The organism is Sphingobium sp. (assembly GCF_032153725.1).
GTDB lineage: Bacteria > Pseudomonadota > Alphaproteobacteria > Sphingomonadales > Sphingomonadaceae > Sphingobium.
In genome coordinates this window covers 24,259-46,948 of record NZ_JALDYQ010000036.1, presented here as the reverse complement: position 1 = coordinate 46,948, position 22,690 = coordinate 24,259, and the positions used below count along the sequence as shown (strand labels likewise).

The following is a 22,690-nucleotide window of genomic DNA, read 5'->3' as shown; positions in this document are numbered from 1 at the left end:
TCGCCCTCGCTGCCACCGTCATATTCTGGCTTTGATCTGTGAGTCCTGAGCCTAGGAAACACGACGGCCAGTGACCAGCTGATAAACGAGAACGATCAGAGCCAGCACGAGCAGCAGATGGATGAGGCTACCGCCGACGGGCACGATGAACGCGCCAAGTGCCCAGAGCACGAGCAGAACAAGAAGGAGGGTCCACAACATTTTCCATCTCCAGAAAGATTGCGTTAGGTAAATGATTCAGTCGTGGCGCTGGTTCCCGACCTTGAAAATCACTCCCTTCATTTCATTCGCCCGTCTGGCTGTGGGGCGCTGCAACCGCTTTGGATTCTGGCGACTCTTTTTGACGAAGGAATATGGAAAGCACCACGAGCACAGCTGTCGAGAGAAATTCGCTCTGCCAGTTCTGGAAGGATTCGAACCATAGTTGCGGATCGCCCAGATAGGCGAGCGTGTCGAGCGGCGGTTCTCCATGGGCGATTGCTTCTTCAGCTGCGACACGGGCGCTTTGTGTCCAATGGACCGTGAAGGAAAGCAGGAAGAGGGTCGCCAGCGCGAGGCCCAAAGACCGGGCATAGATCGCGCGCCATATCGGCCCCCAGCGCAATATGCGCGGAGCCCCGGGCTTGCTCGCCTGCAAATCCAGATCGCTGTCCCGGACCGGACTGTCGGGGTCCTTCGATTCAGCCGAGCCCCGTTGGATCAGGAATGCGGTGAGGAGGACATAGGCCGACATCTGGAGAAATTCGCTTTCCCAATTCTCGAACACGCTGGAGAGAAATTCGGGGCTGATGGAATAGGCGGCGAGCGAAAGAACGGTCGCGCCATGCCGCCGGGCATCTTCCATCTGGACATGCCAGCCTGCGATCCATTGCCCCAATATGCTGCCGGCGAACAACAGCATCAGGACGATCGTCAATCCATTGTCGCGAAACAGGCGCATCGCCCTCTCCCACCAGCCATATTGCTGGAAAACGTTGGGTTGAGGTGATGGCTCCGCCCCAGACGGCGGATGGCGCGGCAGGCAAACGGGAACGACGGCGAATATGCGGGATGCCAATGCAATGGCGGCATTTCCACACTAACGGCTTATAGGCAAAGGAGTCCCGCCCTCGCGAAGAAAGACGGGGACTCGAGTCTGGGTCGCACGCAGGAAAATGCCTGCATGCGGGAATAGGTCATAATTACCGATCCGAGTCGATTATTATCATATTGACATGGATTAGTATCCGATACTTCGCTCACCCAGACTTTCTTCTCCACGACCCGATCCTTGATATAGGATAATTATCAGCCGTTCGGCCGAGGACCAAACCGTCATCCTTGGGCAGGTTTCGGGGCGGGCCAAGTCTCCCCGACTCCCTCTACCTTTTTTCTTGTCTGACAAATATAATATCGATACCTATGATATCGATATCACAGATTCTCATCAATGCGCTCTGGCATGGCGCGTGTTTCTGCCTGCCTAGCCAATCACCTCATGGAAACGCCGGCATGCGGCTCAACGGATGCATGATATGAAAAAACTCCATCTGTTCCTGTCGACCAGCGCGCTTCTCGGCTCGTCCCTCTCGGCCCAGACATCGCAGATCACGCCCCCCATCCCACCGCAGATATCGCCTGATCGACCCGACTGGGAAAATCCCGCCGTCAACGCGATCAACAGATTGCCCGCGCGCGCCAGCGGCTTTCCTTTCGAGGACAGGGCGAAGGCGCTGGCCGGGAGGATGCAGGATTCGTCCCGCTATCTGCCGCTTGATGGCGACTGGCATTTTTCCTTCTCGGAATCGGCGGATGCGCGGCCTCTCAATTTCTGGCGCGACGACTTCGATGTTTCGGCCTGGAAGACCATAGCCGTCCCGTCGATGTGGCAGGCGAAAGGCTATGGCCAGCCGAAATATAACAACATCACCTATCCTTTTCCCGCGAACCGCCCGCTGATCCCGCACGACATCAACAGCGTCGGCTCCTACCGCCGCGACTTCACCCTGCCCGCCAGCTGGGCGGCGCAGGGGCCGGTCATCCTGCATGTCGGCGCGGCCGGGTCCGCTTATTATATCTGGGTGAACGGCAAGCAGGTCGGCTATGCGGAGGATTCAAAGCTCCCGTCCGAATTCGACATTGCGCCCTATGCCCGTCCGGGCAGGAATAATGTGTCGATCCAGATCTTCCGCTGGTCCGACGGCAGCTATCTGGAGGATCAGGATTTCTGGCGGGTCAGCGGCATAGAGCGCAGCATCTATCTGATCAGCGAACCGTCTCTGCGGCTGACGGACACAGCCATCCGGGCGACGCTGGACGACAGATATCAGGACGGCAGGCTGGCCGTGGACGCCGCAATCGCGCCCGGCGAAGCGGCGACCTTCCGCGCGGTGCTGATGGACGGCGGCCAGACGATCTGGAACGGCGAGCAGCGCGTGCCAGCGGGCAAGGCCGGACGCTCCGCCTCGCTCAGCGCCACCCTGCCCTCGCCCCGGCACTGGACGGCCGAGACGCCCAATCTCTACACGCTCGTCACCGAACTGGTGGCCGCGGACGGCACGCTTCTGCAATCGACCGCCCGGCGCATCGGCTTTCGCACCGTGGAGATCAAGGACGGTCAGGTCATGGTCAACGGCCGGCCGATCATCATTCACGGCGTCAACCGCCACGAGCATGATCCCGAAACCTTCCATGTCATGTCCGAAGCCAGCATGCGGCGCGATATCGAGATGATGAAGCGCAACAATGTGAACGCGGTGCGCACGTCCCACTATCCCAATGCCGAGCTTTGGTATGATCTGGCCGATGAATATGGCCTCTATGTGCTGGACGAGGCGAATATCGAGAGCCATGGCTATATGCAGGCGGGTGACAGCCTGCCCGGCGATCGCGATGCCGTGCGGCAGATGTACCAGATCGGCTATGACCCCGCCTGGAAGGACGCCCATGTCGCGCGCGTCGTCAACATGGTCCAACGCGACAGGAACCACCCATCCGTCATCATCTGGTCGCTGGGCAATGAGGCCGGCACCGGTCCCAATTTCGCCGCCGCAGCCGCGGCCGCGCGCCGGATCGATCCGACCCGCCTCATCAGCTATCTGGGCCATGGCACGCTGGACAAGGGGCATGAGGTCAACCCCTATGTCGATATCTATGCGCCCATGTACGACAGTCTCTGGCGCATGGAGGATTATGCCAAGGACCCCACGCACAAGCAGCCGATGATCCAGTGCGAATATTCGCACATGCAGGGCAATAGCGGCGGCAATCTTCAGGATTATTGGGACCTCATCTACAAATATCCCAGGCGCTTGCAGGGCGGATTCATCTGGGACTGGGTCGATCAGGGCATGAACGGCCGCGATGAAAAGGGCCGTTTCTACTGGAAGATGGGCGGCGACTATGGCCCCAATCCGGGCGGGGACATCGAATTCGGGGATGGACTGATCCATGCCGACCGGCGGCCCAATCCGCATTTCTTCGAGATGCGCAAGGTCTACCAGCCGATCAGCTTCACCGCGACCGATCCCGCCAGCGGCGCGATCATGCTGACCAACCGGCAGGATTTCAACGACCTGTCGGGCTTCGACCTGTCCTGGCGCCTGCTGGAGAATGGCGTTCCGCTGGCCGAAGGGGCGCTGCCCGCTGCCGCCATCCCCGCACGGGGGACCGGCATGGTGAAGGTGCCGATCGCCAGCGGCGTGATCGGCAACGGCAGGGAACATGCGCTCATCCTGCTTGCCCGCGCCAAGGCTGGAACGACACCGCTGGTCGAGGCGGGAACGGTCATGGCGTGGGAAGAGTTTCTGCTCGACAAGCCCGCGGTCAGACCGCCCGAAACCGGCGCACGCGTCACGATCGCCTCTGCCGGACGACAGCGCATATTGCGAGCGGGGCGGAGCGAATTGTCGATCGACGCCGATAGCGGCCTTGTCGATCATCTGAGCTTTGACGGACATGTGCTGCTGCAAGGTGGGTCGCCCAATTTCACCCGTCCGGTCACCGACAATGATCTTGGCGCGGACGTTCCCCGGACCCACCATGAATGGGAGGTCATGAGCCGCACGCGCCGGGTGGAAGCGGTGGCAGCGCAGAAGACCCCTGACGGTGATGCGGAGCTGCGCGTCACCTATGCGCTGGGGACGGGCGCGGCCCGCTTCACATCCGTCTACCATATGGCGGCGAGCGGGACCGTCACCGTCACCGGCCAGTTCATCCCTCTGCGCGACACGCTGCCCGATCCGCTGCGCATCGGACTCTATTTCCAGGCGCCCAGCGACTATAGCCGACTTGCCTGGTATGGTCGCGGTTCCCAGGAAAGCTATGCCGACCGGAAGACGGGGGCGCCCCTCGCCTTGTGGGAAGGGCGGATCGCGGACCAGAATCACGACTATATGCGGCCGATGGAGACGGGCAACAAGACCGACCTGCGCTGGCTGAGCATCGCCGATCAGGGCGGATCGGCCTTCCGCATCGAGGGCGCCCAGCCCCTGTCCGCCAATGTCCTTGCCTTTCCCTATGAGGATCTGGATCGCCGCGCGCCGGGCACATGGCGCAGTTCCGATATCCAGCCACGCCAGCAGGTGTCGGTGCTGATCGACGCCGCACAGGTCGGCGTCGGCGGCGATACTGCCTGGGACAACGCGGCCCGATCCCATGGCCAATATCGGATCGCCCTGGCGCCCCTCAGCTACAGCTTCACGATCAGCCCGACCGATTTCGGCACGGACAGCAAGGGCGCGAACAGCCAGGGCGATCTGATCGGCCCCGACCGGAAGGCCGTTCCCTGACGAGGTCTGCATGAGGTCCGCGGTTTTGGCGGGCTGACCTGCAAGGCCTGAAGGATTTTGTCGGCCAGCTCCGAAAATCTGTTGCAAAGTTTTACTGATATCGATATCAGACTGCTATCGATAACAGATGATCAACCCGGATGTGATTCGTCCCGGTCTGAACACAAATCACAAGCTGATGGAGGGGATATGAAGAAGATTGCCCATTTCACTGCCGTCCTGCTGGCGACGAGCGCAGTCATGCCCGTTGCCGCCCAGACGGTAGCTGCGCCGCCGGAAAGCGGCGAACCTTCCGTTGCGGACATCGTGGTCACCGGCCTGCGCGCCAGCATGCAGAACAGCGCCCAGATCAAGAAGAACACGATGGAAATCGTGGACTCGATCACGGCGGACGATATCGGCAAGCTGCCCGATCCCAATGTGGCGGAAACGCTGACCCGTGTTCCGGGCGTTCAGGCCTATCGCTTCGGCGGCGAGGCTTCCTCCCCCGTCGGCAATGGATCGGGCCTCACCATTCGCGGCCTTACCGGCCAGACCGGCTCCCGCGTCGATGGCCGCGCCTATTTCACAGCCGGCAGCCGCGAATTCAACGTTGAAGGCGCCAGCCCCGGCATGGTTGCCGGGCTCGACGTCTTCAAGAACCCGTCGGCGGATCATATCGAGGGCGCGATCGGCGGCCTCGTCAACATCCGCACGCGCAAGCCGTTCGACTTCAAGGACATGGCAGTGTCAGCTGCCGTCGGTGGCCGCTATAATGATCTCGGCAAGAAGCTGACCCCCGAATATTTCGGGATGTTGTCCAAGCGCTGGGACCTGGGCAATGGCGGCGAGCTGGGCGTGCTGATCGCCGGCAGCTATTCGCAGAGCTTCAACCGCGGCGACAACACGCCCGCGATCGGCGGCAGCAATTTCCGCCGCGCCATTCGCGGGGACAGCGCCGAATATGCCGCCAATGTCGGCACCGGCCTGAACCTCAATCCGGCCTTTGTCGGCCGGTCCGACGTCACCTATCTGGCGGACGTGAACCCGACGACCGTCGCGCAAGCCAACCGGGCGGCCCTGCTGTCCTCCGTCGGCGTGCAGAACAATATCTCGCAGGAAGATTATAAGCGCACCCGCAAGGGGTTGAGCGCAGCGGTCCAGTGGAAGCCCAATCCCGACCTCGAATTTTATGCAGAGGGCAATTACAACGATTATCTCTATAATCAGCACTACCGCTTCCTCAACGCGACGGACAGCCGGTACGCGCGGAGCCTCTCCACGACGGCCTTCACGATTGACGAGATGCTGGCCAACCGGAATTCCAATGGCGGAACGAACGACCTGCTTTCCGGCCAGCATATCACCGGCGGCACCTTCCTGAATTCGACCTTCAGCACCACCGGCGGCGACGAACATCGTCGGTTCAAGACCTTCGTGATTGCCGGTGGCGTCAAATGGCAGGCGACGGACCAGCTCGAAGCGAAGTTGGACCTGTCCTATGTCAAGGCCGATCAATATCAGGACAATCGTTCCGTGACGCTGGCGGCGGCGGCGGGCAAGACGTGGGACATCACCCGCGATCTGGGCACGCCGGAGCAGGTCACGATCACCGGCCCGGACCTTGCATCGCCCAGCAGCTGGGTGTTCAACAACTATGCCAATGGCACCAACCAGGTCTGGGATGACAGCGGCATCGCCGCCGCGCTGGACCTGAAATATTCCTTCGACGGCGCCTTCCTCAAGGACATCAGGGTGGGCGGCCGCTATGCGACGCAGAAGGACCATTATAGTAATTACAACTTCGCCGGAAAGAACCTGACGACGAACGGGCTGGCGCTGGCCGCCGATCGCTCCAACGCCATTTCCGTGACCTCCATGGCCGATCTGGTGGAAGCGTCGCCGACAAACTTCATGAACGGCGATGCCGGCTATCGCGGCGGCTATCTCGTCTTCTCGCCTGATGCCCTGCTGGGCGATAATGTGAAAAACCGCTTCCCGCTGGCGGGCATCCAGGCCGAGGACTCGCTCACCGAGAATATCCTCAACCGCCGCTATTTCAGCGAGAAAACCTATGCCGGCTATGCGGTCGCCGACTTCGGTTTCCTCGACGACCGGATCAAGGGCAATGCCGGGGTGCGCGTCGTCAAGACCGACACCTTCGTCCGCGCCATGATCACCCAGCCGGGCACGACGAACATCATTCCGAACGGCAGCTCATCCTCCTACACCGATGTCCTGCCCAGTTTCAATCTGACCGGCTATGTCACCCCGGACACCCTCGTCCGCTTCGGCTATGGCAAGGGCATCACCCGGCCCGACCTTGGCGCGCTCAATCCCACTTTGGTGATTGATAGCAATGTCGGCACCGGGTCCATCGGCAATCCGGACCTGCGCCCACAAAAGGCCGACAGCTTCGACCTTTCGTTCGAACATTATTTCTCGCCGGTCAATTATGTGTCCGCCGGCCTGTTCTACAAGAAGATCGACGGCTTCTTCAGCGGCATCTCCTCCTGCCAGACCGTCACGGGCGCACCCACGCCGGTTTCGAACACGAACTGCACCGGGAGCCAATATTTCCTGACGCAGACCGTCAATGCGGAAAAGGGAACGGCAAAGGGCGTCGAACTCGCGGCCCAGACCTTCTTCGACTATGATTTCATGCCCGATTTCCTCCATCATTTCGGCGTGGTCGGGTCGTTCACCTATGTGTCGACGAAGAACCCCCTGACCCTGAACGGCCAGCGCACGATCACGATGCAGCCGCTGACGTCCAAATTCGCCTATTCGGTCGCGGGACTTTATGAGGACAAGACCATCTCGGCACGCGTTGTTTACACCTGGCGCTCCAAGGCTGTTCTCTTCGGCGTGGCGAACAATCCGATCGACGGTCGCTATATCCGCTCCTTCGGCCTGCTCGATGCCTCGTTGAACTTCAAGCTGCCGCATAATTTCTCGCTGTCGCTGACAGCGTCAAACCTGACGAACCAGGCAGCCGATCGTTTCGTTGGCGAACCCGGCCTGACCACCGGCATCGAACGGCAGCATTTCGTGAACGGCCGCAATTTCGGCGCCACGCTGCGTTACAGCTTCGGCAGCTAAGGCTGTCCGGATGGAGAGGAAGCGTTTCTGCACGGACGCTTCCTCTCCTATTCCCCCCATGACAACGGCTCCCGCTCAGTTCAGCATGAATGAAACAGGGGAAGGCAGCGAATGGGCTTGAGGGCGACCCGTCGGACCGTGCTGAGCGGGATGAGTGCATCGGCCATCGGCGGTGTCAGCATGTCGCTGAACGCGCAATCCACGCCCGACCGGGCAAGCCTGTCCATCGCTTCTCCCAATGGCAGGCTGGTCGCGCGGATTTTATTGCCGCAGCGATCCGTCGACTATCCGCTCTGGTCCGCGATGCTTGACGGGCGGACGATCATCGAACCATCCCCCCTGGCGCTGGTTCTGGGCAATGGCCGGCTGCTCGGCCCTCATGCCCGCTATCTGGACCAGACCACCAGCACCATCGATGACAGCTGGACGCCCCCTTACGGCATCGCGGCGACCTATGACGGCCGGGCCCATCAGGTCGAGGCGCGGTTCGAGGATCGCCGGTCGCGCATCCGCTTCGCCATTCGGCTGCTCGCGCATGATGATGGCGTCGCTGTCCGCTTCGTGCTGCTCGCGGCGCCGGGAGGCAAGGTGGAGCTGGGCGGGGAGGCCATGACTTTCCGCTTCCCCACCGGCACCGAAATATGGAGCAGCCGCGACGAGGGCGAATTTGCCCGCTCGGCGCCCGGCCGGATCAACCCCGTCCCGCATCCTGAACTCACCAACAGCACCGACAAGGGCGCGCTGGCCGATACCCCGTTACTGGCCACCACGCCCGACGGCCTGTCCCTGTCGCTCAGCGAGTCAGACCGGCTTCATTATCCCCGCCCGATGTTCGCGCCGGGCGACACGGAGCAAAGCGTCACCACGCGGCTGATGCACTTTCCCGGCCGCGCCACGGGCTATTCGGGGCCGGGCGAGACGCATGCCGCGCCTCTCTTTTCCGTGGAAACGCCCTTCACCACGCCCTGGCGGCTGATCCTGGCAAGCGAAACGCCCGCGAAACTGCTGGAGAAAGCAGGGCTGGTCGCCACGCTCGCCACGCCCAACCGGCTGGGCGACACGGGCTGGATCAGGCCCGGCCGCGCCTTCCGGATTCGCAAGCCCTATTCCCATGCGGGCGCCATGGAGGGCATTGCCTTCGCGGAAAAGCGCAAGCTCGACTATATCGAGTTCGATGCGCACTGGTATGGCGACGGCACCGATCCGAGCGATGCCACCCGCCCGATCGACGGGCTCGACATGGCGGCCATCGTGGCGGAGGCGCGCCGCAGGAACATCGGCACGATCCTCTATGTCGATCGCGTCCCTGCCATGCGCCAGTTGCCGGATATCGTCGCAACCTACCGGCGATGGGGCGTTGCCGGGGTCAAGTTCGGCTTCATCTGGGAAGGCCGGCAGGAAGATGTCGACTTCATCTATGATCTGGTGAAGACCTGCGGCGACAATCATCTTCTCGTCAACCTGCATGACAATCTCCGGCCCGCCGGTCTGGAACGCACTTTGCCCAATTATGTCGCGCTGGAAGGCGTTCGCGGCAATGAGCAGTTTCCGACAGCGCGCCACAACGTGACCCTGCCCTTCACGCGCTCGCTATCAGGCCCGATCGACTATACGATCTGCTACGACCATTATAGGAACAGGACCACCAATGCCCATCAACTGGCCATGGCGGCGGTTTATTACAACCCGCTTACTTTCCTCTACTGGTATGATGCGCCAGCCAAATATGCGGCCGGTGCCTGGCCGGCGCTTCGCTGGTTCGACGAATGCCCGACTAGCTGGGATGAAACCCATGCCATTGACGGACAGCCGGGCCAGTTCGTGGCGGTGGCGCGACGGCGTGGAAGGCGCTGGTTCCTGGGCGCCATGACCAATGAGGATGCACGCCGGATCACCGTCCCCCTCCGCTTTCTGGGCAATGGCGGCTGGCGCGCCACCATATTCGCGGATGGCGCGGCTGGTGCGCAGCCCCGTTCAACCCCGGTCATCATCTCGACCAGAAACCTGTCTGCGCAAGACGAACTGACGATCGATATGGCGCGATCGGGCGGGCAAGCGATCCTGTTCGAACCGGCGGACTGAATATTTAGGGGGCGCCGCGCATTACGGTTCGCCAGTCGAAACCATTCAGGGCCGAAACCTGAAGTCCTTCACAAATGCTCCGACCTCAACGTCCTGCACGCGGAGTGGATTATCACCGACGCGGAAATTCTCGATCGCCACATTTTTGACCGGACGGTCCGCGCTATAACCTGCGATGATGGCGGGATTGATCTCGCCACCCTTGAACCGGACATTGCGGACGGTCACATCCTCAATCCCACGCCCCGGCGCCAGGCTGTATTTCCCGTTGAAGACGACGCGGAAGTTGAACAGCATCCCTTCTTCGATCTGGTCGATGCGGATATCCTCGAACAGGACGTTCCGGACCAGATTATTGTCCCCGTCGGTGATCGCCAGCGCGCCCTGATAATCCCGGTCATCCTCATCATGGCCGAGTATGTCGATATTGCGGAAGCTCAGATTCTCGATGACGCGCGGCTCATCCCTGCTGCCGTGCAGGCCGATATTGACGGGATGCGCCACATCCGCCCAGAGCGTGGAATTGGTCACCTGAAAATTGCGCGCATCGCCATGATAATCCCAGCGATCAGCATAGATGGCGATGGCGTCGTCCGACGTGCGAAGGAAGACATTGTCGATCTTAACGTCCGAACAACTCATGAGGTCAAGGCCATCGGTCCAGCTTCCGGCGCTGAATGTCTTGAGATTGCGGATCGTGACGTCCGAAGACTGGCCGCACATCACGGTATAATGCTGGGGATTGACCACCACCGGCCCGTCGATCGTGACATCGCGGGAATGGAGAACGGTGATCCCCTCCTTCCCCCCTTCCAGCAGGCCATGGCCGATCAGCCGGACATGGCTGGCGTTGCTGATGTCGATCTGGCCCTGCACGATGGCGCCGCCAGCGATGTAGACGGTGCTGTTCGATCCGACCGGGAATTTCACCTGTCCTTCCGGCAGCACATGAATGCCGGGACCGAAATAGATGAGGTTCGGGTCAGCCCGATCGGGAACAGACGGTTCGACCGGATTGGCGAAGAGATGCAGATTGTGCAGCCTGTCGCCGTCAAATTCGATCGAGAGGTTGGCCGGACGGGCCAGCGTGAAATAGGCGACATTGCCAACCAGCCTGGCCTCAACCCCCTTGGACCCCGGACGGATTTCGACCCGCCGCGCATCGCCATTATTCTTCTGCACCGCGACCTCCACCGGGCCGTCCATGCCGAATGTCACCATGGAAGCCTGCTGCGGGTTGTCGAGGTCGACCTTCACGCGATATTCGTAAAGATCCTGCCATTTGCCGCCAGGCGCCCGGACGCGCACGGTGAAGCTGTCATCATGATGGTCATACAGCGCCTTGCCGGGCGGATTGGGGTAGATTATCGGCTGCGCATGGGCCTGCGCGCAGATTGTCAGGGCAGCAAGGCTGATGCCGAACGTCAAAATCTTCATTGCGATATCCTGAACCAGTCGAAATCGGCATGGCCAACCGTCGTCGCGACGGCGGAGGGTGTTCCGAAAGCCGCCTGCGCGAACAGCCCGACCTGCGTGCCCACCCACCGGCCGGGCCGGGTTTCAAACGGCTGCCCGAACGGCGTGAAGACGGTCCCATCCAGGCTGTAGCTGAAGACAAGCCGCATATGCGTTTCCCGCAGCATGGAAGGCCAATAGGGCGAAAAACCCGGCGGCGGCACGGTGATGATGACGGGACGGGCCTGTACGCGGAGCCAGACCCTGTCTATCCGCAACGGTGGGCCCTGCGTCACGCCAATGGAGGCGCCCGGCGTCGGGTCGGACTTGGCCGCCTGGACGATATGCGGACCATCCTTCCCCTGCTCCACCCCGATCCAGGCGAAGGTCGCGCCATGGACGGACAGGCCCGCCCTTTCCCCTTCCCGCAAGGGAGCGAAACGCATCAATGTGGTGGCCGTGAAGCCGGGCGCCGGCAATTTCTGGGAAAAGATCGCCCCATTTTCATAATGATCGGCCGATCCGCTCACCGATTTCAGCCTCAGCCATCCGCCCTGCACCGACATCCAGTCCGGCGCGCTATTGCTGCCGAACTGCCAGGCGAGCGACGGCGCGGCGTCAAATTCATCGTCCGCCACCGGGGCTGCGATCGGTTGACGGGGAAGATCGGGCTTTTCATGGCGCAGGACCGGCTCGCCCCGCCCGTCCCTGTCGGCATCCTGGCCGATGACGGGCCAGCCCTTCACCCAGCGCATCGGTTGCAGATGCACGACCCGGCCATAGCTGTCGCGGTCCTGAAAATGCAGGAACCAGTCCTCGCCAGCGGGCGTCGTCACCCATGCGCCCTGATGGGGCCCGTTGGTTTCGGTCCGCCCCTGATCCATCACATCACGCCCCTCATAGGGACCCGCGATGGAGCGGCTGCGGAACACGCCCTGCCATCCGCCCTTCACGCTGCCGCTGGGAACGAAGACATAATAATAGCCATCGCGCTTGTAGAGCTTCGGCCCCTCGGTCGTCTGCCAGGGACGCGCGCCAAGGCTGGTCATGACGCGCGGCTGCCTGTCACCGTCAATGATGACCTGCTCTGTGCCCTGCGTTGCCGTTCCGTCTGGGTTCAGACGCTTGAGTGCGATGATGTTCGCCTTGCCCGCCCGGCTCTTCGCATAGGCATAGGCCAGCCAGCCGGTCCCGTCTTCGTCCCAGAAAGGCGCGGGATCGATGACGCCGGGGGTTGCGTCGACCAGCACCGGCTCGCTCCACGGACCGCGCGGGTCCATCGCGGAAACCAGGAATATCCCGCGATCCGGGTCAGGATAATAGATGAGGAACCGGCCATCACGATAGCGGATGGCGGGCGCCCAGACGCCGCCGCCCCGGCGCGGCGTCGCATAATGGGCTTCGGGCGGCACCTGTTTCAGCGCATGGCCGATGATCGTCCAGTTCACCAGATCGCGCGAATGGAGAATGGGCAGGCCCGGCACATCGGTGAAGGAGGAGGAAACCAGATAATAATCCTGCCCGACGCGCGTGACATCGGGGTCCGAATAGTCACCGATCAACACCGGATTGCGATATGTCCCATCGCCCTGATCCGAAAACCAGCGGCCATCGCTCCGATCCTCCGACCGAGCCGGTGCCGTCAGTGCCAGCAGCGACAGCAAACACACCGATCCTGTCAAACTCCGCCTCATCATCCTCATCCCCGTCAACGGAACGTCCATGATCGTTCGGAAATGGTCCGCCCGAAGCTGGCGATTCCGATCCCGCGCGACAATCGCGCCCGTCAACCCGGCACAGGCCCTGACGATGCCCGCTTCACCAATGTCAGCATTTCGCGCACATGGCGCACTTCCGGCTTGCTGCCCGTCCGCGCCTCACGCACCTGCTCGCTCAACAAAGCGACAGCGCGCGAAGCCATGTCCGAGATCGGCTGCCTGATGGTCGTCAGTTCCGGCCAGATGGTCGAGGCGATCTGCGCATCGTCGAAACCGACAATGGTCAGATCGCCTGGAATTTTCAGGTTCATGCCATGGGCGACCGCTGTGATAGCCGCCGCCATGTCGTCATTGCTGGCAAAGATCGCCGTCGGCCGCTCATCCGATCCCAGCAGCTGGCGCGCGGCCTCCAGACCCGATCGATAGGTGAACAGGCCGGGCGCGATCCATTCGTCCCGGATCATCAGCGAAGCGCCGGCCATCGCCGCGCGAAACCCCTGTTCGCGCCGCTGGGAGGGTGAATGTTTCGGATCGCCCTGGACAAAGCCGATGGCGCGATGCCCAAGGCCGATCAGATAGCGCGTCATGTCGTGCGCGCCCTTATAATCATCCACGATGATCGCAGAGACGCCCTCGCGCGGAATAGCCGTCGCAAAGGCCAAGGGGATGACGTCCGAACTGATCGCCAGATCGAGCAGCGCTTCCGAATCACAAAGCGGCGGCGGCAGGATGACGCCACCGATCCGCGCCTCAATCAATCGATGCAGCGATTTCAGCGCCTCTTTTTCCGTGCTGCCCGGTTCAATCAGGAACTGACATCCGCTTTCGCCGCTCTGGCGGAAAGCCCCCATCAGAAAGGTTCCAAGGTTCGAGGAGGAAGGATTGGAATAGATCGCGCCGACACGCACCGCGCTGGAAAAGCTGCGCGCGGTCAGATTGGGCGAATATTCCAGTTCGGCGATCGCGGCATTGACCCGCTCGCGCATTGCCTCGCTGACATGACGCTTCCCGGTCATCACGCGCGATACGGTCATGGAGGAGACGCCCGCATGCCGCGCCACGTCGTGAATCGTCACGACCGGGCGATGCGCGCTTTTCGTCTCGGCATCCCTGCGGTCCGTATCATCTTCCATAGGAAGCAAGTCTCCTCACCCAAGATGGGCGATCCCGAGGATCGCGGTTTATTGTGATATCGATAACCGATGGAACGTGCGTGTCAACCAAATCGCTTGCCAAGGCCGTTTTCCGAGGGCATATTTGATATCGATAACAGATTTCGAGGATGCCGTGGGCTCTTTCCGACAGCGCAATTACACCGCTCTCAGCGCCTTTCTCTTTTGCTTCTTTTTCGCCCAGGCCATGGCGATCTCACTGCTGTCGATCTGGCTCACCCGATCGCTGCACCTCAATGGCGCGCAGGCAGGCACGATCTTTGCCGTGAACTCGGTTGGCGCGATGCTGGCGCAGCCGGCCTATGGCTTCCTCTCCGACCGCATGGGCTTTCGCAAGGTCGTTCCGACCTGCATTGCGCTGCTGGTCATCCTTGCCGGACCCTTCTTTCTCTACATCTACGCGCCGCTGCTGCACTGGAGCCTGCCCCTGGGCGCGGTCGTGGGCGGCCTTTATCTGGGCTTCACCTTCATGGCGGGCAGCTATGCGCTGGAAAGCTATGTCGACCGGGTCGGGCGCAAATATGATTTCGAATATAGCCGCGTGCGCCTCTGGGGATCGATCGGCTTCGCCACGGCCGCCGCCTTTTCCGGGCGGCTCTACAATGTCGATCCGGCGATCAACTTCTTTCTCGCCAGCGCGGCGGGACTGCTCCTCCTGCCCCTCCTCCGGCTGGCGCGGGTTGAACCCGATCCGGAAGCGCAGGCGGCAGCCGACCGGCTGACGCTGCGGGATTCGCTCTCGCTCCTTTCACAACCGCAATTCTGGCGCTTCATGATCCTGATCCTGGGCGTGACCAACCTCTATCTCGTCTACGACCAGCAATTCCCCTTTTACTTTTCCTCCCTCTTCCCGACGCCGGAAGAAGGCAATGCGATGTTCGGCTATCTCAATTCCGCGCAGATCTTCGTGGAGGCCGGCGGCATGTTCGTCGCCCCGCTGATCGTCCGGCGCATCGGCGCGACGCGCGGCCTGTTGCTGGCGGCGATGATCATGATCGTGCGGATCGCCGGGTCCGGCCTGGCCATCGGGCCGATCACCATTTCGATCTGCAAGATGGCCCATGCCATCGAACTGCCCATCCTGGCCGTTTCGATCTTCCGCTACATCACCTATCATTTCGAAGCACGCTTCGCCTCGACCGTCTATATGGTGGGGGTCAGCTTCGGCCATTCGCTGGGGCTGGCGATCCTCTCGCCGCTGGTCGGCATCAGCTATGACCGGATCGGCTTCCAGCACAGCTATTTCCTGATCGCCGGCTTTGCGGCCGTGTTCTGGACATGGTCGCTCTTCGCCCTTTCCCACACACCCCCCGAATATGTGCCGAACCGGCGCGCGCCTGCCGATCCGGATGGCGCGGGCGCAGCCGCGGCCGGCCTTCAGCCCCTTGAGGAAAAGCCCCGATGATCGCTTACGAACCTTTGCCCGCACGACCATTGGAGCGGCCCGGCCATGCCGGTCTGGACGCGCGGATCGCCGCCGCGCTGGCCCGCGTCGACCGGATGCTTCCCCAGTTCGGTGATTATTTCCCCGCGCCCGCCAGCGAGAGCGGCATCTATGCTCCGATCGACAATGTCGAATGGACCAACGGCTTCTGGACCGGGATGCTCTGGCTTGCCTGGCAGTTGACGGGCGAGGAACGCTATCGCGCCGTCGCCGAGCGCAACAATCAATCATTCGCCACGCGCATCGACCGGCGGATCAATGTCGATCATCATGATCTGGCCTTTCTCTATACCCTGTCGGTCTGCGCAGGGCATCAGCTGACCGGCGACACGCTGGCGCGCTCTTCAGGACTGGAGGCAGCTCGCCTGCTGCTCAAGCGCTTCGATCCGGTGGCGAAGGTGATTCAAGCCTGGGGCGACATGAACGACCCCAAGCAGCGCGGGCGGATGATCATCGACTGCAATCTCAACGTGCCGCTGCTCTATTGGGCGACGCGGGAAACCGGCAACAAGGATTTTGCAGCAGCAGCCGATCAACATCTGACGCAGGCCGCGCGGCTGCTGGTGCGCCCGGACGCATCGACCTTCCACACCTTCTATGTTGATACCAGGACCGGCAAGCCGCGGCACGGCAGCACCCATCAGGGCCATTCAGACGACAGCAGTTGGGCGCGCGGGCAAGCCTGGGGCATTTACGGCTTTGCGCTGGCGTGGCGGCATACGGCCGATTCCGCCTATCTCGACGTCGCGGCCAGGATCGCCAACCATTTCCTCAATCGACTGCCCAGCGACGGCATCTGCTGCTGGGACCTGATCTTCACCGATGAGGGCGAGACGCCGCGCGACAGCTCGGCCGCCGCGATTGCGGCCTGCGGATTGCTCGAACTGTCACAGGCGCTGCCTCTGTCAGACGCGATGCGCGAGACATATGAAGCCTGGGCGGTGGCAATCGTGAAGGCGCTGGGTGATCACTATCTGGCGCCGGTCGAAGGATCGAATGCGCTATTGCTCCACGCGGTCTATCATATGCCAAACAAGGCTGGTGTAGATGAAGCCTGCATTTGGGGCGACTATTTCTACCTTGAAGCGCTCATGCGCCTGCGTCACCCTTGGCGGCCCTATTGGGCCTGACAGACAGCCGTCGGGGCGAATTGCACCATCACCGGAACACGTGCAAACGGGCACTGCATCTGACCTGTCCCACCCTTTTATCAGTCGACATATTTTGCGTAACATTCGTCATTATAGTAACGCTAATGAACGCTTGGCCTTTCGCAAAGGCGAAGATCGCGCCATAGATGGCGAATGAACAACAGTTCCACCCGAGATGCCACGGTAGCCGTCGAAAAAAGCAAGTTCGAACGCAAGCGGGAAAAAATATTGGACGGTGCGACAGCGGTCATCAACGATCGCGGGTTGGCCGGAATGACGTTGGCCGAAGTGGCGCAGACGGTCGAACTGAATACGACGAGCATCACCTATTATTTCCGTTTCAAGCATGATCTGGCGGCTGCCGTGTTCGAGCACAGTCTTTCCCGGCTCGAGGGCATGGCAATCGAAGCAGGTCATGAGCGCGATCCGCAGTCACGCGTTGCGAAGTTCCTTGAGCTGCACATCGAGATGTGGGCAAGAGTGCTCCGCAAGGAAGATCCAGGGCTTGCCCTCCTGTCGGATATCCGCGCCCTCGACGATGGCGCACGCCAGTCGCTGGAAATGCATTATCAGAAAATATTCCGCCTCATCCGCGATTTCTTCGGCAAAACGGACAACGAAGAACGCAAAGTCATTCTAACGGCCCGCGCCCATATGCTCACAGAGGTTATTTTCTGGCTGCCGGCTTGGATCAATCGTTATTCGATAGGCGACTTCAGCCGGTTGAAGGGCAAGGTCCTGGATGTCCTCGTGCACGGTATCGCAATGCCAGGAACCTCATGGCAGCCGCTGCACGCAAACCCACTCGACACGCCGGAGATCGACCAGTCGGTCGGACAGGAAGCCTTTCTTCGGGCGGCGACGCGATTGATCAACGAGCGAGGATATCGTGGCGCTTCGGTGGATCGGATCGTGGCCGAACTCCAGGTCACCAAGGGCAGCTTCTATCACCATCTGGACGCAAAGGACGACCTCGTCCTCGAATGTTTCCGTCGTTCCTATCGACGTGTGTCACAGGCGCAACGCATAGCCGAAACGGCCAGGGGCACCCATTGGGACCGCCTGTCAATGGTCATTGCCATGTTGCTTGACGTGCAATTTCGTGGAAACTGGCCCCTGCTACGTACGACCGCGCTGCAAGCGGTCCCGGCCGATGTCCGCAGGGATATCGTTGAGCGGTCCAACCGTATGGCACTCCGTATTGCCGGAACCCTGGTCGACGGGATTGCCGAAGGCTCCGTCCGACCGCTCGATCCCATGATCGCAAGCCAGGTGGTCATGGCGGCCATCAACACCGCCTATGACCTGCGCCACTGGGCCGCACGCCTTCCTCGGGAGAAGGCGATCGAAATCTATGCCTCAACCCTTGCGAGCGGCCTGTTCGACTGAAGCACGGTTGAGCGACCGAGCGCCTGGAGGGCAGACCGATGCCCCGCACGAACGGCGCCATCCATGGCTCCGGCCCCTATATCGGACGTCTCGGTCCCAGACCAGATCAGTCGACCGATGAGCAGCTGGATATATTGACCCCATTTCGTCAGGAAACCCGGCGGATAGGGTGAAGTGCATGACAAGCTCCATGCATCGACCGCACCCCAATCGATCTCATGATATTGGATCGGTTGCAGCGCCTCATCACCCAACGCTCGGGCCAGGAGGGCGGCCTGGATGCTTTATGCCTGCTTCGGATCGCTCGGCATGTCCGCGGCACTCACGAAGGATGCGGTCCATGGCGCGGCCTCCGGCACAGAGCGCGCCATTCCGTCAAGCCGTTCGATCACGACCTTGTTGCCGCCGGTTTGCCCTTTTTGAATATCCAGTTTGGGCTGAAAACCATTGGTTTTTGAAATTTTTCCATTTTCCTAATATTGGGTATGGACAATTTGAAGAGATAAAACGATGTAAATACCGAATTCGAAAGCGCAGTATGCCATCGATTCGGAAGCAGAGGAGCGGAGCATGGATTTCACACTCACGGCACGCGAGCGCCAATTCCAGGACAGGGTGCGAACTTTCATGGTGGACGAAGTCCGCCCTCGCCTCGCTGAGTGCGCAAACGAACTTGCCAGCGGCGAACGTTGGGCTCCCCTTCAGACAATCGAATCTCTCAAGGTCAAGGCCAAGGCAGCTGGTCTTTGGAACTTGTTCATGCCCCCGGCCGGAGCCCACGGCGAGGCAGATGATGGCTTCGTCTTCTCTGGCGAACGACTGAGCAACCTTGAATATGCCCTATGTGCCGAAGAGATGGGCCGCATCCATTGGGCATCGGAAGTGTTCAATTGTTCGGCGCCCGACACAGGCAATATGGAAGTCCTCCACCGTTATGGCACTCGCCAGCAAAAGGATCGCTGGCTCAATCCTCTGATGGATGGAAATATTCGTTCAGCTTTCCTGATGACGGAACCTGACGTCGCTTCGTCAGATGCTACAAACATCCAGACTTCGATTCAACGCGATGGCGACCATTATGTTATAAACGGACGGAAATGGTGGTCATCCGGTGCGGGCGATCCGCGCTGCAAAGTGGCGATCGTGATGGGCAAGACCGATCCGAACGCCGAAACGCACCGCCAGCAAGCCATGATCCTGGTCGATCTCGACACCCCTGGCGTAAAAATCGAGCGGGTTCTGTCGGTTTATGGCTACGATCACGCCCCTCATGGCCACGCCGAAATCACACTCACCAACGTGCGTGTTCCGGCGGAAAATCTGCTGCTTGGCGAAGGTCGCGGGTTCGAAATCGCGCAGGGGCGCTTGGGTCCCGGCCGCATCCATCATTGCATGCGCACCATCGGCGCTGCGGAGGAAGCTCTGGATGCGATGACCAGACGCCTTCTCTCCCGCGCCGCTTTCGGAAAGACCATCGCGGACCATTCAGTCTGGGAGGAACGCGTCGCCCGCGCCCGCATCGATATTGAGATGACGCGCCTCCTCTGCCTCAAGGCGGCAGACATGATGGATCGCGCCGGCAACAAGGCCGCGCGAAACGAAATCGCGATGATCAAGGTGCAAGCCCCGCAGATGGCGCTCAAGATCATTGACGACGCGATACAGGCGCATGGCGGCGGCGGCGTTTCAGATGATTTCGCATTGGCAGCGGACTGGGCCAATATTCGTACCCTCCGTCTCGCCGATGGCCCCGATGAAGTGCATGCTCGCGCCATCGCGCGCGCCGAATTCGGCCGTTTTCGAAAGTCCTCGCGATGAGCGATCTTGAGGAAGGTCGTCTCGCGCATTGGCTGGAAGTCTCTATCCCGGGCTTCGGCGACTTGCAGGCCCTTGAAAAATTTCCAGACGGGCAGTCCAACCCGACCTATCGACTGGAAACGACTGCTGGACGCTATGTACTGCGCCGCAAGCCCTTCGGTGCCTTGCTGCCATCGGCGCACGCCGTCGATCGAGAATATCGTCTGCTCTCCGCGCTCCATCCCACAGGATTTCCCGTTCCCCGCCCTCTCGCGCTATGCCAGGATGAACAGGTCATCGGGGCCGTCTTCTATGTGATGGAGATGGTGGAAGGCCGCACCTTTTGGGACGGCACCCTGCCGGAGGTGCCGGCATCCGAAAGGCGGGCCTATTATGAGTCCATGATCGACACGATGGCGACCCTGCACAGTCTCGATCATGTGGCCATTAGCCTGGCGGATTTCGGTCGCTCCGGCAATTATGTGCAGCGGCAGGTCGAACGATGGACCAAACAATATCGCTCTGCGCAGACCGACGAAATTCCCGAAATGGAAAAGCTGATCGATTGGCTGCCCCGGACGTTGCCAGAGCAAAGCCGCACGTCGATCATCCATGGCGACTATCGTATCGACAACCTCATCTACGCCATGGACAGGCCAAAAATCCTTGCGGTCCTCGACTGGGAACTGACCACGATTGGCGACCCCCTGGCAGACTTCGCCTATCTCGCCATGAATTGGGCAATGGCGGCAGATGGACGCGCTGGACTTCTGGGGGTTGACCTCGGTGCGGAAGGTCTGCCGACACTTGAGGAGGCGACGGCACGATATTGCGCGGCAACCGGTCGCGATGGCCTGCCCGACCTCCACTGGTATTTCGCCTACAATCTATTCCGCCTGGCCGGCATCGTCCAAGGCATCAAGAAACGAATAGCCGATGGCAACGCATCCAATTCTGGTGCTGCGGCCATGGCCGCCAAGCTAATTCCGCTGACCGAAGCAGCATGGATGCAAGCCCGATTGGCTGGCGCAAGGAACTGAGGAGATACACATGCACCTGTTCGATCTGACCGGTAAGGTCGCGATTATTACCGGCTCTTCCCGCGGCATCGGTCGCGCCATTGCCGAAGCCTATGCCGAAGCCGGCGCGAAGGTTGTCATCTCCAGCCGGAAACAACAAGCCTGCGAGGAAGTCGCCGCCGCGATCAACGACCGTTACGGTGAAGAACGGGCGGTCGCCATCTCCGCAAGCATTTCGGACAAAACAGCGCTTGAGACTCTCGTTGCGAAGACGCGGGCGCGCTTCGGTCAGATCGACCTGCTCGTCTGCAATGCAGCCTCCAATCCCTATTATGGACCGATGGCGGGCATCAGCGACGAGCAGTTCCGCAAGATTTTCGAAAATAATGTGCTCGCCAACCACTGGTTGATCAATATGGTCGCGCCCGAGATGATCGAACGCAAGGACGGAGCGATCATTGTCATCTCCTCGCTGGGTGGGCTGATCGGATCCACCACCATCGGCGCTTATAATATCTCGAAGGCGGCGGATCTCCAGCTCGTCCGCAACCTCTCTTATGAGTTCGGCCCCCATAATATCCGCGTGAACGCGATCGCTCCCAGCGTGATCCGCACGGAGTTCGCGCGCGCCTTGTGGGAAGCCCCGGAAGCGGAGGCCGCCCTACAAAGAGCTACGCCGCTCGGCCGTATCGGTGAACCCGAGGAGGTTGCCGGCACCGCAATCTTCCTGGCATCGAAAGCCGGCGCTTACATCACGGGACAAACGATCGTCCTTGACGGCGGACAGACGGCCAAGGGTGGTTTATGACCGCCAGCTTCACAGGCCAAAGCGTTCTCGTCACTGGCGCGGGGTCCGGGATCGGCCGCGCGACCGCACGCCTTTTTGCGGCTGAAGGCGCACGGGTTCTCGCTGTCGATGTCCATGATGATGGCCTCGCCGAAACCGCGAAAGATCATGCGGCTATCACTACTCTGCGCGGCGATGCAGGAAGCGAAGCTGATGTCGCCGGGATGATCGCCACCGCCGTCGAGCGCCATGGCGGCCTCAACATTCTGTGCGCCAACGCTGGGGTAAGCGGGGGCATGGCCGGATTGTTCGACCAGACGGCGGACGATTGGGAAGCACTGCTGCGGGTCAACCTTGTCGGTCCCTTTCTGGCGATCAAGCATGGCGCGAAGGCCATGCTTGATGCCGGACTCGCGGGTTCGATCATCTGCACGGCTTCGGTGGCGGGGCTCCGCGCGGGCGCCGGTGGCATGGCCTATTCAGCGTCAAAGGCGGGTGTGATCAATCTGGTGCAGACCGCCGCCCAACAACTCACGGGAACGGGCATCCGGGTCAACGCCGTCTGCCCTGGCCTGATCGAGACGGGCATGACCCAAATGCTCTATGATCAGGCGCGGGCCAAGGGCCGCGAAAAGATGATCGGCCAGCTAAATCCGCTCGGGCGCGGCGGCGATCCGATCGAGATTGCCCGCGCCATCGCCTTTCTGGCCTCGGATGATGCGAGTTATGTCAACGGCCACGCGCTTGTCGTCGATGCGGGCCTTTCTTCCTCTCACCCTTTCGCCAAACCGCGTCAGCTCGGCGAAACGACCTTCTGAAAAGAGAC

At 61.1% G+C, this 22,690-nt stretch carries 17 protein-coding genes; 11 read left to right on the top strand and 6 right to left on the bottom strand.

Features of this window, described 5'->3' with window-relative positions; translation table 11 throughout:
* Positions 1 to 51: 51 nt before the first annotated feature.
* Both RUH75_RS13085 and RUH75_RS13080 read right to left on the bottom strand, forming a co-directional pair.
* Entirely contained in the window at positions 52 to 201 is a 150-nt protein-coding gene (locus RUH75_RS13085) for a lmo0937 family membrane protein (RefSeq protein ID WP_313806589.1), read from the bottom strand.
* A gap of 82 nt (positions 202 to 283) precedes the next feature.
* Positions 284 to 940 (bottom strand): DUF6766 family protein, encoded by a 657-nt coding sequence (locus tag RUH75_RS13080; RefSeq protein WP_313806587.1) that lies wholly within the window; start codon positions 938 to 940, stop codon positions 284 to 286.
* Between the two features lie 574 nt (positions 941 to 1,514).
* On the opposite strand from RUH75_RS13080, the gene RUH75_RS13075 reads away from it, so the two are divergent.
* The 3 genes from RUH75_RS13075 to RUH75_RS13065 all read left to right on the top strand — a co-directional run bounded on the left by RUH75_RS13075 (position 1,515) and on the right by RUH75_RS13065 (position 9,932).
* The gene (locus RUH75_RS13075; protein WP_313806585.1) at positions 1,515 to 4,769 is read left to right on the top strand and encodes a glycoside hydrolase family 2 TIM barrel-domain containing protein; all 3,255 of its coding nucleotides are present in this window, start codon (positions 1,515 to 1,517) and stop codon (positions 4,767 to 4,769) included.
* Positions 4,770 to 4,958: 189 nt separating this feature from the next.
* The gene (locus RUH75_RS13070) at positions 4,959 to 7,850 is read left to right on the top strand and encodes a TonB-dependent receptor (RefSeq protein ID WP_313806583.1); all 2,892 of its coding nucleotides are present in this window, start codon (positions 4,959 to 4,961) and stop codon (positions 7,848 to 7,850) included.
* A 117-nt stretch (positions 7,851 to 7,967) separates the two neighbouring features.
* Complete coding sequence (locus RUH75_RS13065) at positions 7,968 to 9,932, top strand: glycoside hydrolase family 97 protein (RefSeq protein ID WP_313806582.1); 1,965 nt, start codon at positions 7,968 to 7,970, stop codon at positions 9,930 to 9,932.
* Between the two features lie 45 nt (positions 9,933 to 9,977).
* Here the strand turns inward: RUH75_RS13065 and RUH75_RS13060 are convergent, their stop codons facing one another.
* From RUH75_RS13060 to RUH75_RS13050, 3 genes are all read right to left on the bottom strand, one after another.
* On the bottom strand, positions 9,978 to 11,369 hold the full coding sequence (locus RUH75_RS13060; protein ID WP_313806581.1) for a glycosyl hydrolase family 28 protein: 1,392 nt from the start codon (positions 11,367 to 11,369) through the stop codon (positions 9,978 to 9,980).
* Positions 11,366 to 13,081: a glycoside hydrolase 43 family protein gene (locus tag RUH75_RS13055; protein WP_313806579.1), complete on the bottom strand. Its 1,716-nt coding sequence runs from the start codon at positions 13,079 to 13,081 to the stop codon at positions 11,366 to 11,368. Before RUH75_RS13055 ends, RUH75_RS13060 begins: the two co-directional genes overlap by 4 nt.
* Before the next feature lie 92 nt (positions 13,082 to 13,173).
* Positions 13,174 to 14,238: a LacI family DNA-binding transcriptional regulator gene (locus RUH75_RS13050; RefSeq protein WP_313806577.1), complete on the bottom strand. Its 1,065-nt coding sequence runs from the start codon at positions 14,236 to 14,238 to the stop codon at positions 13,174 to 13,176.
* Positions 14,239 to 14,314: 76 nt separating this feature from the next.
* Here RUH75_RS13050 and RUH75_RS13045 point away from each other — a divergent pair, with 76 nt between their 5' ends.
* The 3 genes from RUH75_RS13045 to RUH75_RS13035 all read left to right on the top strand — a co-directional run bounded on the left by RUH75_RS13045 (position 14,315) and on the right by RUH75_RS13035 (position 18,261).
* Positions 14,315 to 15,682, top strand: a complete 1,368-nt coding sequence (locus RUH75_RS13045; RefSeq protein WP_313806575.1) for an oligosaccharide MFS transporter — start codon at positions 14,315 to 14,317, stop codon at positions 15,680 to 15,682.
* A complete protein-coding gene (locus tag RUH75_RS13040; RefSeq protein WP_313806573.1) occupies positions 15,679 to 16,851 on the top strand; it encodes a glycoside hydrolase family 88 protein in 1,173 nt (390 codons plus the stop codon). Before RUH75_RS13045 ends, RUH75_RS13040 begins: the two co-directional genes overlap by 4 nt.
* Before the next feature lie 174 nt (positions 16,852 to 17,025).
* Positions 17,026 to 18,261, top strand: a complete 1,236-nt coding sequence (locus tag RUH75_RS13035) for a TetR/AcrR family transcriptional regulator (protein WP_313806571.1) — start codon at positions 17,026 to 17,028, stop codon at positions 18,259 to 18,261.
* Here RUH75_RS13035 and RUH75_RS23675 read toward each other — a convergent pair.
* Positions 18,225 to 18,515, bottom strand: a complete 291-nt coding sequence (locus tag RUH75_RS23675; protein WP_409592353.1) for an FAD-dependent oxidoreductase — start codon at positions 18,513 to 18,515, stop codon at positions 18,225 to 18,227. The two genes, RUH75_RS13035 and RUH75_RS23675, sit on opposite strands and share 37 nt — an antisense overlap.
* On the opposite strand from RUH75_RS23675, the gene RUH75_RS13030 reads away from it, so the two are divergent.
* The 5 genes from RUH75_RS13030 to RUH75_RS13010 all read left to right on the top strand — a co-directional run bounded on the left by RUH75_RS13030 (position 18,480) and on the right by RUH75_RS13010 (position 22,682).
* A complete protein-coding gene (locus RUH75_RS13030) occupies positions 18,480 to 18,719 on the top strand; it encodes a hypothetical protein (RefSeq protein ID WP_313806569.1) in 240 nt (79 codons plus the stop codon). The genes RUH75_RS23675 and RUH75_RS13030 overlap by 36 nt on opposite strands.
* Positions 18,720 to 18,831: 112 nt before the next feature.
* Positions 18,832 to 20,079, top strand: a complete 1,248-nt coding sequence (locus RUH75_RS13025) for an acyl-CoA dehydrogenase family protein (RefSeq protein ID WP_313806567.1) — start codon at positions 18,832 to 18,834, stop codon at positions 20,077 to 20,079.
* Positions 20,076 to 21,098, top strand: a complete 1,023-nt coding sequence (locus tag RUH75_RS13020) for a phosphotransferase family protein (protein WP_313806565.1) — start codon at positions 20,076 to 20,078, stop codon at positions 21,096 to 21,098. Before RUH75_RS13025 ends, RUH75_RS13020 begins: the two co-directional genes overlap by 4 nt.
* A 10-nt stretch (positions 21,099 to 21,108) precedes the next feature.
* Positions 21,109 to 21,885: an SDR family oxidoreductase gene (locus RUH75_RS13015; protein WP_313806563.1), complete on the top strand. Its 777-nt coding sequence runs from the start codon at positions 21,109 to 21,111 to the stop codon at positions 21,883 to 21,885.
* Positions 21,882 to 22,682 carry an SDR family NAD(P)-dependent oxidoreductase gene (locus RUH75_RS13010; RefSeq protein WP_313806561.1) on the top strand — a complete coding sequence of 267 codons (801 nt, stop codon included), beginning with the start codon at positions 21,882 to 21,884 and terminating at the stop codon, positions 22,680 to 22,682. The genes RUH75_RS13015 and RUH75_RS13010 overlap by 4 nt, the downstream gene beginning before the upstream one ends.
* Positions 22,683 to 22,690 lie beyond the last annotated feature (8 nt).

Excerpts from the sequence above, each read along its gene's own strand:
- RUH75_RS13030 (WP_313806569.1), top strand. The coding sequence starts at position 18,480 with ATGATATTGGATCGGTTGCAGCGCCTCATCACCCAACGCTCGGGCCAG.
- RUH75_RS13080 (WP_313806587.1), bottom strand. The coding sequence starts at position 940 with ATGCGCCTGTTTCGCGACAATGGATTGACGATCGTCCTGATGCTGTTG.
- RUH75_RS13075 (WP_313806585.1), top strand. The coding sequence starts at position 1,515 with ATGAAAAAACTCCATCTGTTCCTGTCGACCAGCGCGCTTCTCGGCTCG.
- RUH75_RS13020 (WP_313806565.1), top strand. The coding sequence starts at position 20,076 with ATGAGCGATCTTGAGGAAGGTCGTCTCGCGCATTGGCTGGAAGTCTCT.
- RUH75_RS13010 (WP_313806561.1), top strand. The coding sequence starts at position 21,882 with ATGACCGCCAGCTTCACAGGCCAAAGCGTTCTCGTCACTGGCGCGGGG.
- RUH75_RS13050 (WP_313806577.1), bottom strand. The coding sequence starts at position 14,238 with ATGGAAGATGATACGGACCGCAGGGATGCCGAGACGAAAAGCGCGCAT.
- RUH75_RS13040 (WP_313806573.1), top strand. The coding sequence starts at position 15,679 with ATGATCGCTTACGAACCTTTGCCCGCACGACCATTGGAGCGGCCCGGC.
- RUH75_RS13055 (WP_313806579.1), bottom strand. The coding sequence starts at position 13,081 with ATGAGGCGGAGTTTGACAGGATCGGTGTGTTTGCTGTCGCTGCTGGCA.
- RUH75_RS13035 (WP_313806571.1), top strand. The coding sequence starts at position 17,026 with ATGAACAACAGTTCCACCCGAGATGCCACGGTAGCCGTCGAAAAAAGC.
- RUH75_RS13070 (WP_313806583.1), top strand. The coding sequence starts at position 4,959 with ATGAAGAAGATTGCCCATTTCACTGCCGTCCTGCTGGCGACGAGCGCA.
- RUH75_RS13060 (WP_313806581.1), bottom strand. The coding sequence starts at position 11,369 with ATGAAGATTTTGACGTTCGGCATCAGCCTTGCTGCCCTGACAATCTGC.
- RUH75_RS13015 (WP_313806563.1), top strand. The coding sequence starts at position 21,109 with ATGCACCTGTTCGATCTGACCGGTAAGGTCGCGATTATTACCGGCTCT.
- RUH75_RS13025 (WP_313806567.1), top strand. The coding sequence starts at position 18,832 with ATGGATTTCACACTCACGGCACGCGAGCGCCAATTCCAGGACAGGGTG.
- RUH75_RS13085 (WP_313806589.1), bottom strand. The coding sequence starts at position 201 with ATGTTGTGGACCCTCCTTCTTGTTCTGCTCGTGCTCTGGGCACTTGGC.